The 13,126-nt window shown below is 67.5% G+C and carries 4 protein-coding genes; 2 read left to right on the forward strand and 2 right to left on the reverse strand.

The features are described from left to right. Positions 1 to 13: 13 nt before the first annotated feature. Positions 14 to 6,466: an RHS repeat-associated core domain-containing protein gene (locus AB0C15_RS07510; RefSeq protein ID WP_357349694.1), complete on the reverse strand. Its 6,453-nt coding sequence runs from the start codon at positions 6,464 to 6,466 to the stop codon at positions 14 to 16. A 380-nt stretch (positions 6,467 to 6,846) separates the two neighbouring features. Between AB0C15_RS07510 and AB0C15_RS07515 the strand changes: the two genes are divergently transcribed. Then, positions 6,847 to 11,301 (forward strand): LamG-like jellyroll fold domain-containing protein, encoded by a 4,455-nt coding sequence (locus AB0C15_RS07515; protein ID WP_357349696.1) that lies wholly within the window; start codon positions 6,847 to 6,849, stop codon positions 11,299 to 11,301. 94 nt (positions 11,302 to 11,395) lie between these two features. On the opposite strand, the gene AB0C15_RS07520 is transcribed toward AB0C15_RS07515, so the two are convergent. Continuing rightward, positions 11,396 to 12,391 (reverse strand): alpha/beta hydrolase, encoded by a 996-nt coding sequence (locus AB0C15_RS07520; RefSeq protein WP_357349698.1) that lies wholly within the window; start codon positions 12,389 to 12,391, stop codon positions 11,396 to 11,398. Between the two features lie 83 nt (positions 12,392 to 12,474). Here AB0C15_RS07520 and AB0C15_RS07525 point away from each other — a divergent pair, with 83 nt between their 5' ends. Further along, complete coding sequence (locus AB0C15_RS07525) at positions 12,475 to 13,122, forward strand: TetR/AcrR family transcriptional regulator (protein ID WP_357349700.1); 648 nt, start codon at positions 12,475 to 12,477, stop codon at positions 13,120 to 13,122. The last annotated feature ends 4 nt before the right edge of the window (positions 13,123 to 13,126 follow it).

Consider the following 13,126-nt stretch of genomic DNA (forward strand, 5'->3'; position numbering starts at 1 on the left):
GGACTTGTCCGAATCACGGGAACCAACCACCAATATTTCCACCGAATCCGTTAACACCGTTTTGGGGCTGGAACGGGTTGTAGTCTAGGACATCGTTCAGGCTACCCGGCATGAGCCCAGCCATGATAGACCCGCCGACAGCTTCGGGCGAATCGCTGGCCATCATCACGTCCCGCGCGATGTTGCGAGTAGTGCCGCCCACACCCTCCCGCTTAACCTCCCTGCGAAGGTCCTGCCAGGAAGACTTGACGAAGAGGTCGAGATTCTGCTTCGGGTTGCCGCCGATGCGCCTGCTGATGAACTGCGGTGCCCCATTTCGCAGGGCTCCCAGACTATCGAGCTCTGACCAAGCCGTCCTCATGCCGGCACCCCCACCTTTGAGAAGGCCACCGAAGCTAGCCCCGAGACCGCCGCCGATAGCACCGAAGGCAGCCCCCTCCACCGTGTACTGGACCAACCCCAGCCCGCACTTTGTCTTGTCGCCGCCCTCGCACTTTAAAGCCCCGGCGGTCCAGTTAGTCACCGCTCCGCCGAGGGCGCCACAGCCTATTGCGCCGGCGCCGCCGGTAACGACCGTGCATGTGACCCCCACCAACACGCCTGCAACCGCCCCGGTGACATCGGCGTGGTCGACAGCCCAGTTGCACACGCTGCCGAAGAAGCCACCCCCACACCGTTGCGGCTTCGGCTTCGGCTTCGGCGCTTGCCTCGGCGGCGGTACGTACGTGCCTCGCTTCAACTTGGTGCTGCCGAGCTTCAGCTTCTTACCGTATTTGACGTTGGTCGTCGAGCCGCATCCGCCCGGGCAGCCCTTCTTCACGTCGTACCCGTAGCAATCGAAGTACTTGCAGTCGTCGGGGATCATTCCGGTCGGGTCGCTGGACGTCACCGGAGTGTTGTTGGCGTACGAATATCCATTCCATTGCTGCGGCTGGGCCGCATCTTGCAGTGGGTCGACGGATACAAATCGTCCTAGAGTCGGGTCATACGAGCGGGCACCGACGATGGTAAGACCCGTGGGGCTCATAGGCTTGTTCAGAAAACCGTGGTTGTCCGGTCCAGTGACGTTTGCGCCTCGCGGTGCGCCGTACGGGGTGTACTGCCGCCAGGTCGGATTCTGAGCGGTGTTGTCGAGGTAGAGCGACGGAGTGCCCTGGTGGTCGGCGATGGCAAAGGTGTACGCCGTGCCGCTGCCGGTGCGGATGCAGCTGCCGCCGCCGGGGAGGGCGTAGTAACGGTTGCCCGTGACGACGGTGGACGTGGTGTTGAGGGTGAGTTGCTGCCCCGGCAGGTAGAGGGTGTTCTTGCCCGGTTCCTTCTGTAGCAACAGATTGCCGTCGGCATCGTAAATGAAGCTGTTGTTGCCGCTGGTGCCGCCGGTCACCGTGATCAGATCGCCGGCGTCGTCCCAGGTGAGAGTCTGGTTGCCCTGGGCGGCGTTGCGGCCGGTGGTGTTACCGGCGTTGTCGTAGGCGTATGACGTGGTGCCGGTTGCTCCGCCGGTTGTGGTGGTGGAGGTCAGGGTGTGGGGCTTGTTCTGAGCGTTGCCGTTGTAGGCGTAGACGGTTTTGGTGTCGGTGCCGCCGGTGAGGTTGTGCTCGGTTTGCTGGGTGCGGTTGCCGATGAGGTCGATCTGCCAGCTGGTCCAGTAGGCGCTGCCGGCGCCGATGGCGTTGCCGACCATGGACTTGTTGGCGTCGGTCGGCGCGGTGGCGCAGGCGTCGGTGCCGGTCCAGGCTTCGGTGAGGCGGGCCAGGCCGTCGTAGCCGTAGCACTGGGTCTCCGCCGGGGTGGTGGCGCCCAACCTCTTGCTGATCTTGCGGGTGATGTTGCCGACCAGGTCGTACTTGTACTCCTGCTCGTCGACGTTCGACGGGGTTGCCGTCGAGCGGGTGACGAGTTGGTTGGTCAGCCGGCTGTTGTGCGGGTCGTAGGTGTTGGTGACATACGCCAGGTTGGTGCCGGTGCCGAGGGTCTGCTGGTCGACTCGGCCGTAGGCGTCGTAGCTGACACCGTTGGCATAGCCGTTCAAACCACCGAGGGTGGTGGGCAGGTCCAGCACACCGGTGTAGCCGTGCAGGACGGTTTCGGCGGGCAGGCTGCCCTTGGCCGGGTAGGTGTCGGTCAGGGGCAGGCCCAGCACCGAGGAGTAGGTGTGCCCGAAGACATACGACCCAGCGAGGGCACCCTCGGTGTCGGGGACGGTGACGGTGACGCCGAGGGAACTGCCGAAGACGTTGAACGCCTTCTGCTGGGTGACGTACGCCTGCCCGCCCCGGTAGGCGGTGGTGGTAGTCAGCTTCCCGAGCGCGTTGGTGACACCCGCGACGCCGTTGCTGTTGTCGTAGACCCAGGACGCCCGCTGGTTCGCCGTCGACTGGTTCGCAACGGTGGACGTATATTCCCCGGTCCTTCGATTCAGCGCGTCGTAGGTGAACGAGAGACTCTTGCCGCGGCCGTCGGTGGACTGCTGCAGGTTGCCGTTGGCGTCGTAGCTCATGCTGCTGGTGCCGGCGTCCGGGTCGACCTTGCCGACGACCTGGCCGAGCAGGTTGTAGGTGGAGGTCCACACGTTGTTGCTGGCGTCGGTGAGCGTCGACTGGTTGCCTCGCTCGTCGTAGCCGTACTTGCTGACCGTCGCGGTACCACCGGTGACGGTGAACATGCCGGTGAACGTGTCCGTCGGCGTGGTCACCGTCGGACGGGCGCTGTACTCGTGCAGTTCCTTCTTCCGACCGAGCGGATCGGTGAGAGTGGCCGAGACGACCCCACCCAACGGCGGGACGACCGTGCTGCGATCGCCGGCGTGCACGGTGGTGGTGGTCGAGACGGTCACGCCGTTCTTGGCGTTGGTGGCCACGACCGCCCGGCCCAGGCCGTCGTAGGTGGTGAGGGTCTGGTTCGGGACCTGCTTGCCCAGGTCCGCCGCCGACACCGGCGTGCTCACCGCCGGAAGGTTGGCGTCGTCCCACCAACCGTTGTAGGTCGCGCGGGTCCACCCGCGAGTGTCGAAGAAGGTGTCCGTGACCATCCGACCGCCCCGAGGGGTGATCGACTGTGTCTGCCGGGTCCGCAACAGCGCGTCGTAGATGGTGACAGACGTCTGATACCCGTTGGAGTTGTTGAGGGTTTGGGTGGTGGTGGCGGATACCCCGCTCTTGGACACGGTGTAGGTGAACTTGTGGTTCGCGCCGACGCTTGTGGCGCGGGAGTTCAGCCACACCGACGTGGCCCGGCCGAGCGCGTCGTACTGCTGGGTGGTGACGACGCCGTTGGCATCCGTGCTGACCAACGGGATTCCGCGCTTCGTATCGAGCGTTGCGGAGCTGCCGTGCCCGGCGGGGTTGGTGGTGGAGGTGGCGGTGACCAGTTTGGCGGCGTTCATGGTGTAGCCGCTGGTGGTCTTGTTGCCCTTGGCGTCGTAGGAGTCGATCACCCGACCGTAGCTGTCGTAGGTCGACCGCTCGGTGGTCTGCCAGACGTACGCGCCGCCGGTGTAGTCCTTGGCGACCTGACTGACCGTGACGTCACCCTTGGAGGGTGCTGCCGCCTGCGGGAACGTGGTGGAGAAGTCGGTCACGTCGTAGAAGCTGCGTTCGGCTTTGACGACCTGGGCGGGTCGGTTGACGCTGCCCGGTGCGGTCAGGGTGTTGATGCTGCCGGGCACTGACGCGGGGTTGCCCTGGGTGAACCCGCCGCAGGCCACGGCCACGGTTTCGGTCTGGCTGACCAGTCCGGCGAGGTTCTTGGTGGTGTTGGTCGGGGCGTAGGTGTAGGTGGTGCACTGGTTGTACGCCGCGTCGACCGGCACCGTGTAGGTGTAGGTGTTCTTCAGCTCACCGAACGTGGCGCTGGTGGTGGTCGCGTCGTAGCTGCTGTCCGTGCCGGTGTACCGCCAGGTCACCGATCCGCTGCTGGTGACTGCCTGACGGCTGTAGGTTTTGATGGGTGCGACCCACTGCGCGGTCAACGCCGGCAGCCCGGTCCTGCTGCGGGTGGCGGTGGCTGCGGATACCCAGTAGGAGGTGATGGTGGAGGAGTCGACCCGGCCGCCTTCGCCGAGGTACTGGGTGCTCTCCAACTCCTTGCCGGCGAGTTCGTCGATGTCCTCGTGGGTGCCGCCGACGGAGTCGGTCACGTTGACCACGGTGGTGTTGTTGTTCTTCGACATGCCGCGGTAGTACGCGGTCTCGGCCTGGGTGCGGCGGTCGTTGACACCGTCGCCGGTGAAGGTCTGCACCTTGCCGTAGCCGCGGAACTGGCCGTAGCTGCGGTACTTGGCCTTGACGACCTCGTTCTCGTCGTAGTGCCACGCCGCGCCACCCAGGTACTTGTAGCTGGTCGACAGGGCCGCCGCGCCGCCGGTCGGGTCGGTGGAGGTGACCCGGGTAACGGCGTACTTGTTAAACCAGTCCTTCAACGGGTCCGTGTACCCGTCCGGGGTCCAGAACACCGGGTAGCAGGACTTCGTGTTCGCCGCCGGATCAACGGTGACCGGCGCCGTGCACGGCACCGGCAGCTCGTACGACGGGCTGATCACCGACCCGGTTTCGGTGGTGATCGTCGCGATGCGCTGCCGGTAGAACGACGGTAGGCCGCCGGCGGTGTCGACCCGGTTGGGCAACTTGATGCCGGTGAACGACACCGACGGCAACGTGATGGCCGCCGTCGACCCACCCGCGCTGGTGTCATGACCCGTACGGGCGATCCCGGTCAACCACAACGTCGGCGACGTGCCGTCACCGGTGGCCGGCATGCTCTGCGACAACGCGTACGAGTCGACCTTCTCGTAGGTCGAGGTCGCCGTGTTGTACTGCTGCGCCTCGATCGACGTCAGCCGGACCGTCGAGAAGAACGACGGACTCCAGTCGTCACAGTCCGCCCCCGACGCGCAGATCAAGTCGAACGGCACATCCGGCCAGTTCGCCTTGTTCGCCGAGTTCAACGGCTGACACGTCCCCGACACACACCGGTCACCGGTGTTGAAGACCACCTGGTTCGCCACCGTGCCATACGCGCCACCATCGGTGAACCCGTAATCGATACGCGCCAGGTTGCTGTCACGGATGTAGGACACATCAGTGGCGCCCTTGTTACGGCCGTAGAAGTTCGTGGCCTGGTTGTAGTAGTACGCCATCGCGTTACCGTGCGTGTCGGTGACGTAGTCCAGGTTCCACCGGTACGCCATCGTGCACACCGACGACGAGAACCCCGCCGAGCTGTAACACGGATCCCCCGAGTGCGGCGAATACACCGGCGAGTGATCCACCGACTTCGTCTCCGTCTTACCCGAGGACCACCCCGGCAGGCGGTTACGGCCGAACTCGTAGGCGGTGCCGTCGCGCAACGTCACCCGCCAATAGTCGGTGTTGTACGTGCCCGAGCCGTTGTTCGCGTTCTCGACGTGGGTGACGACCTCACCGTTGTCCGACTCCGGCTTCCACACCTTCTTCGCCGCGTCCCAGACCAACGCCGTCGACGAACCATTGAGCGACAACGTCAACAACGGGCCGTCGTAACACCGGTCCGGGGTCTTCACCGGCGACGCACTGCCACCCGGCTCATCCATGCACGACGCGAACGTCTGCTCCACGTACGAGCGCGGCGTGGACCAACCATCACCCACCCACGACGACTGCGCGTTCGTCGACGCCGTCTGCCCATCCACACTGCCCGAGTCATACGACAACGCCACCGTCGGCACCAACTCCGACGCCGCCGGCGGCATGGTGATCGGGTACGAGTACGAGAACGAACCCGTGCTTCCCCCACCGGTCCACGATCCGGACGGCTTCAGGTCAGTGGCCGCGTACGTGCCGCCCTTACCGCCCTCCTCACCGGCTGCGGCCACCGCCGCCAGCACCGTGACACCGCCGGCCGCCTGGACCCGCGCGTCCGAGGCCATCGGCACCTCGGCCGACACCGACCGCGCACCCGCGTCGTTCGTCGACACCAGCGGCGTCGCCGTCCGGCACTCGCTGCGCGTCGGCGTCGTCACCGCACACGCCGGCAACCGCACCAACCGCAACCGCGACCCGTAGTTACCGCCGAACGCCTCCGCGAACCCCGCGTAATCCACACCGACCCGCACCGCACCGGCGCTGACGTCCGGAGACACCGACAGCAGGACACCGTCGACCCCGGCCGCCTCCGCAGCCTTACGGTCGGCCACCGTCACCTTCAGGCTGCGCGGGCCGGCCTTCGCCGCCACCGACTCGGCCCACACCGGCGTGCCCGCAGCGCGCACCCGCGACGGCGACGCCGCACGCGCACCCGCCGCGACAACCGGCAGCTCGACCTCCGCCGATGCGGCCTTCGGCCACACCGTGCGCGTCGGCCGGAACGTCGACTTCGCGTCATCCGGCGGCGTCACGAACTTCGTCGGCAACGGCTTCACACCCTTGACCGACTGCCCCGGCGATGTCGCCGGGGCCTTCGCCAACTCGGGCCCCTTCGGCTTCGCCACCGCCGGCGCACCCGACAACAGGCTGGCGGCGAGCGACGTGGCCGCGACAACCGCGACCAAGCGTCTGGGACGTGTGAGCAGGCGTAATCCCCCGTGGACGGCCATGCGTACCTCAGCTCTGCGAGATGGGATGGAAACCACGCAGAGTGATACGACGCGCACCCCCGTGGCGCGAACAATGTTTCACGTCCGAACCGGCCGAAGGTCACGGACTCATAACGATGATCGACCCCCGATGCCATCAAATCCCTCTCACTGAGTGCCAAAGGGACAGCGAAAAGTGACCAGAGACGTTTCCCGTAGGCAGGCGTGACTGATTCACTGTGGCCGCTCGATCGGACGCGGCTACGCGTCCACGTCACTAACGGGGAGAACTTCATATGATCAAGAGACGACTGCGCGTACGCGCCGTCGCATCGGGTGCGGTGGCCGCTGTCGCCATCGCCGCGACCGCAGTGCCCCTGGCCCTGCCAGCCGCCGCCGCTGCCGCTCCGGCGAAGCCGAAACCCGCTGCTGAGCCGGCCGGGCCGCTCGGGGTGGACGCGGCCCTGGCCAAGGCCAAGCGAACCGGCAAGCAGGTCGAAGCGACCGCCGCCGGCACCTCGACGGAAACCCTGACCGCACGGCCGGACGGACGGCTCCTGCTCAGCCAGAGCGCCGTACCGAACCGTAAGCGCGTCGGCAACGCCTGGAAGTCACTGGACCCCACCCTGGTTCGACGGGCCGACGGCACCATCACCTCGACCACCACCACGCATGAGGTCACGCTCTCCGGTGGTGGCACCGGACCGATGGCACACCTGGTCAGCGGGGACCGCTCGCTCACCCTGACCGCACCCGTCGCCCTGCCCAAGCCCACGCTGGCCGGTCCGACGGCGACGTACGCCGAGGTACTGCCCGGTGTGGACCTGACGGCGACCGTCAACGCCCAGGGTGGCTTCTCGCACGTCTTCGTGGTCAAGGACGCGAAGGCCGCGGCGAACCCGAAGCTGGCGACGCTCGAACTGGCCACCGCCGCCAAGGGCTTCACGCTCGGCGCTGACGCGGCCGGAAACATCAGCGGGCAGGACCGCTCCGGCGACGCGGTCATCACCGCACCCGCGCCGCTGATGTGGGACTCCTCGGCGGGTGGCACCAGCGGACCGACCGCGCGCAGCGGCGCCGCGTCGACCAGCGCGGCTCCCGGCCGCGCGGCACGCACCGCCGCCATCGGGGTGGCCATCGCCCCCGGCAAGCTCGGCCTCAAGCCGGACCGCAAGCTGCTCACCGATGCCGCGACCGTGTACCCGGTCTACATCGACCCCAGCTTCAGTTGGAGCACCACCGGCCCGCGGATGTCCGGCTGGGCCAGCATCTCGTACCAGCACCAGTCCACCAACTACTGGAACAACACCCCCGACCCGATCGGTCGGATGCAGGTGGGCAACTCCGGCAGCCAACGCTCGAACACGCTGATCAACTTCCCGGTGCCCTACAGCGCCCTGAAGGGTGCCGAGATCAGCTCGGCCACCTTCAAGATCACCAACACCCGTTCGTGGTCCTGCAACGCGAAGCGGGTGAACGTCTACGCCCCGAACACCGTGCTCGCCAAGTCCAACGCCACCTGGAACTACTGGGAGACGCAGAGCACCACCCGGCTCGCGGCGTCGGCAAGCTTCGCCCACGGCTACAGCGGCTGCGCCGCCGCCGGCGTCGCCTTCAACATCACCGACCAGATCAAGACCGACATCACGAACAACCGGACCGCCACCCGGACCCTGTGGATGGTCGGCGACAACGAGGGCAGCGACGCCCAGAGTTGGAAGGAGTTCCTCCAGACCAGCCCCACGCTGGAGATCCTCTACAACCACAAGCCGAACAAGCCGAGCGGCATGACCACCTCGCCGCGGACCGCGTGCGCCGGCGGGTCGACGATCGGCGACAACCCGGTCTACCTCTACGCTCCGGTGTCCGACCCCAACGGCGGCACCCTCGGGGTGAGCTTCAAGCTCTGGAAGACCGCCGACGCCTCGCAGACCGCCCTGGCGTCGTCCAACCCGAACCTGCTCACGTACTCCTCGGGCAGCACCGGCGTGCTGATCGTGCCGTCCGCCACGCTGCGCGCCGCCGCCGGCGGCGCGGTCACCAACTTCTCCTGGAAGGTCCAGGCGACCGACTTCCGGACCGCCAGCGACTGGTCGGCGACCTGCAACTTCACCTTCGACCCCACCCGGACCGGCGCGCCGGAGATCAGCCAGCCGCAGGGCCAGCCGAAGATCGGCGATGAGGTCAGCTTCGCCATCACGCCGCCGAGCACCGGCACCCAACCGACCAGCTACAGCTACCAGCTCAACGGTCTGCCCCCGGTCACCGTCTCCGCGTCGGCCGGTGCTGCCACGGTCTTGACGACGCCGACCCGGTTCACCAACACGCTCGCGGTGACCAGCCTGTCGGCGGGTGGCAACTTCGGCGAGACCGCCACCGTCACCTTCAACGCGGACCCCGCCGACATCGCTGCCGACGCGGACCTCACCGGTGACGGCGTCGCCGACCTGCTGACCGTCGGCGCCCGCAACGGGATGCCCTCCGGCCTCTGGCTCGGCACGGGCATGAACAGCGGCGCGGTGCGCACCACGGTGAACGACATCGGAGCACGGGGCAACGGGGTCACCGGCAACGAGGACCCGTCCGACTTCAACGGCGGCCAGGCCATCTCCGGTCACTTCTTCGGGTCGGGTCTGCAGGACGTGCTCGTCTACTACACGGCGGGCGCCAACGCCGGCAACGGCACCATCCTGCGGGGCAGTGGCGACGGCTCGGTCATCCAGCCCTACAACAACCAGGTCAGCGTCTCCGGCGAGCTGTTGCTCGACGGCAACGGCAACGCGCCACTGCAACTGGTCAACGCCGGCGACGGCCGTGGCACCGGGTCCACCATGCCCGACCTGATCGGCACCAGCGGTGACGCCACGAACGGCTACTTCCTCAACTACTACCCGATGGTCCCTGCGCCCGGCCTCTACTTCTACAACGGCAACACCCAGAACCTGACGCCGACGGGCGGCGTGGACTGGAACAACTGGACCATCGCCACCGCCCAGATCAAGGGCAGCACCGCGATGTTCCTGTGGAACAGCAGCACCGGGGCCCTGCACCTCTGGACCAACCTGGCCTACAACCAGGACACCAACCAGCTCACCTACACCCCGTTCACGCTCTCGACCAACTGGAACCGGGGCGCCACGCTCAGCCTGCGGGCCGCCGACGTCAACTCCGACGACACCCCGGACCTCTGGACCGTCGGCGGCAACGGTCTGACCACTGCGTACCTGGTGACCGGCCTTGGCGGCACGCCCACCATCGCCACCCAGCAGGCGCAGGGTCTGGTCACCGCCAAGAACACCTGGCCGCTCAACGACGGCGGGGCGGGTGCAGCGGCGGCGACCGCGGCCGACATCTCCGGCGGCAGCACGCTCACCGGCACCGGCAACGCGTACTGGCACGAGGGTGACCTCTTCAGCCCGGACCTGCGGCTCAACAGCGACAGCACCGGCACCGGCGTGGACGCCAACGGCACCGGCAGCCTGGTCAGCGCCGCCAGCCCGGTGCTGATCGACACCACGAAGTCGTTCAGCGTCGCCGTCTGGGTGAAGCCCACCACCGCCGGCAAGGTCATCCTTTCCGAGGAGGGGTCGCGCTCGGCCCGGTTCATCCTCTGGCAGGAGCAGAGCGACAACACCTGGCGGTTCGGGATGGCCCGCGCCGACGGTGACGCCTGGTCGTACGACCAGGCCGCCAGTGCACCAAACGCGCAGCTCGGCGTCTGGACGCACCTGGTGGCCACCTACAACGCCACCACGAGCACGATGGCCCTGTACGTCAACAACAACCTGGCTGGCACGGCACAGCACGCCGCCGCCGTGTCCTGGCCGAGCACCGGGCGCTTCGTGATCGGTCACTACCGCTACAAGGGCGCACCGAGTTCGTACTACTCGGGTCAGGTCAGCAACGTGCAGCACTGGGACCGGGCCCTGAACCCGGCCGAGGCCACCGCGCCGGGCAACTACGCCCAGACGCTCCTCGCACCGAACGTCCGCGACGTCACCGGTGACGGCCGGGGCGACATGCTGATCCGGCAGAGCAACGGCGACGTGCTGCTGCGCCGGGGAACCAACCTGGACGGCACGCTGACGTTCGACGCCGGTGTGGTGGTGTGCGGTAAGTGCGGGGGCTACGACTCGTTCAACATCGCCGACGCCAACAACGACGGCAAGCTGGACCTGTTCATGCGCCAGATCAGCACCGGCGACATGTACGTCTACCCGAACACGGTCGCCAACGGTGACCCGGTCTGGGCTACCCGGCAGCTGGTCTGCGGCAAGTGCGTCAACTTCGCCACGTCCGACCTCGCCGATGTGAACCGGGACGGCAAGACCGACCTGTTCATCCGGGAGACCAGCACCGGGGACATGTACGCGTACCTGGGCAACGGCCCGACCGGCGGCGCAATCACCTGGAGCAACCGGATCCTGCTCTGCGGCTCCTGCGGTGGATACGACAACGTGCACATCGAGGACGCCAACAACGACGGCAAGCCGGACCTGATCATGCGCAACGCCAGCACCGGCGACATGTGGGTCTACCCGAACACGGCCGCCAGTGGGGCCCCGGTCTGGGGGACCCGTGTCCTGGTCTGCGGCAAGTGCAAGGACTTCGACATGAGCAGTCTCGGCGACGTCACCAACGACGGGAAGATGGACCTGATGGTCCGTCGCAGGAGCAACGGCACCCTGAACCTCTACCCGGGCAACGGCGCCCCCGGCACCGTCACCTGGGGCTCACCCTCGTTCATGTAGTCCGAAGGGCCGAAACCCCCGGGCACCGCGACAGCGGTGTCCGGGGGTTTCGCATGTGCGGTCATGCCGACCGACGTCGAGGAGGGTTCGCCTGTCAGTCGAGGAACGCGGAGATGTCGGCAGCTATCTCGTTCGGGTATTCACCGTTGAGGGCGTGCGACGCGTGCGGGTAGATCTTCACGGTGCCGTGGGTCAGGGACCGATCGGCCAGCTTCGCGGCCTCGTCGGCGTCGTGCAGGCGGGACTTCCCCGCCATCAGGACCAGCACCGGGACGTCGACCGCCGCGAGCTGGTCCTCGGACGGTCGGGCCGGCGAAGACAGCTTCACCACGTACGCCTGCATGCCGGCCTCGATCATCCGAGCGATCGGTACGTCCTCCACCGGGGCGCCGTTCGCCGTCCAACTGGTGAAGCTGTCCCGCCAGGATCGAGGGGCCCAGCGGACGCTCACCGGGATGGACCGCAGCACCACCTCCGCCGACAGACCAGCGAAGACCAGGACCGGATCGAGCAGGACGACACTGCCGACCTTCTGTGGCCGGTGTACCGCGAGGTTCATCGCCGTCCAACCGCCGAACGACACGCCGACCAGATGGATGGTCGGCTCGGGCAACGCCAGCAGGACCTCGTGCAGCCACTGCGCGTGCGCTGTCGCGTCCCTGATGGGGCGCTGCTGGATGCTCATGCCCGGCTCACCGAGCAGGTCGACGGTGTAGACGTCGCGCGACCGCAGCAGCGACGGCAGATTGTCCGCCCAGACCGGGGACGCCGACGCCCGGCCGGGCAGAAGCAGCAGGGGCGCGGCGGCCGGGCCGGTGCCGCCGTTGAAGTGGTAGAGCCGTACGACGCCGTATCCGGTCCGGACGTCGAGGGTGCGGTCGGGCTCCGGCAGGTCCGCCATCGCCTCCCGGTACGCACCGACGAAACGATCATGGGACTCGGTGGACGTGAAGTAGCCGACGGGCGCGGGGTCGCGCAGCGCGTACGCGATCGCCACCGTGATCGCCGTGAGCACCGCGGCGGCCCGGAGAAGGCCGCGCCGACGCGCTCGCAGAGAGCCGCCAACCTTTCCCACGAGCCTCATCACCATGGGGTCAGATTACTGACCGCATGGTAGAAAATACAACCGCCCGGTCAGGAAGTGCGTGACGAAGGGGCCGGTACGGTAAGCGGGTGCAGCCGAACGACGCCACGTCAGCGCAGGTCCGCGCCGCCAAGCCGCTCACGATCACCGAGCAGGCGCGACGCGCGCAACTCGTTGGCGTGACCATCGACCTGGTCGCCCGGCACGGTTACCCGGGCACCTCACTCGCCCGGATCGCGGAGGCGGCCGGCATCTCCAAGGCCGCCGTCCTCTACCACTTCCCGTCCAAGGACGCGGTCGTGCAGACCGCCTACGCCGAGGTCCTGGAGTCCCTCACCGCGTACGTCGGTGCCGAGGTCGGGGCACGATCCGGTGCGTCCGCCGTGGAGGCCTACGTCCGGTCTTTGGTGGCGTACCTGCGCAATTACCCGGACCACACCCGGATGATCGTGGAGGCGTTGAGCGAGGAGACCGGCATCGATGACACGCCGAACGCGCGCAGTCGGCGGGAGGCGGTCGCCGGTCTGATCGACGCGGCGCGGGCGGCCGGCGACTACCGGCCCGGCATCGACCCGCAGGCCACCGCCGTCATCGTGAACGGAGCCATCGACGCGATCGTCTCGGAGTGCCTGGCCGACCCCGACTTCGACAGCCGCCACGCCGCCGAGGAACTGGTCACCATGCTTCGCCGGTCCCTCGGCACCGCACCGCAGGACGCCGACGATCCGTCGTCCTGAACGG

Origin of the sequence: Micromonospora sp. NPDC048835 (assembly GCF_040649995.1) — a bacterium.
In the GTDB taxonomy this organism is placed as follows: Bacteria; Actinomycetota; Actinomycetes; order Mycobacteriales; family Micromonosporaceae; genus Micromonospora.

Excerpts from the sequence above, each read along its gene's own strand:
- AB0C15_RS07515 (WP_357349696.1), top strand. The coding sequence starts at position 6,847 with ATGATCAAGAGACGACTGCGCGTACGCGCCGTCGCATCGGGTGCGGTG.
- AB0C15_RS07520 (WP_357349698.1), bottom strand. The coding sequence starts at position 12,391 with ATGGTGATGAGGCTCGTGGGAAAGGTTGGCGGCTCTCTGCGAGCGCGT.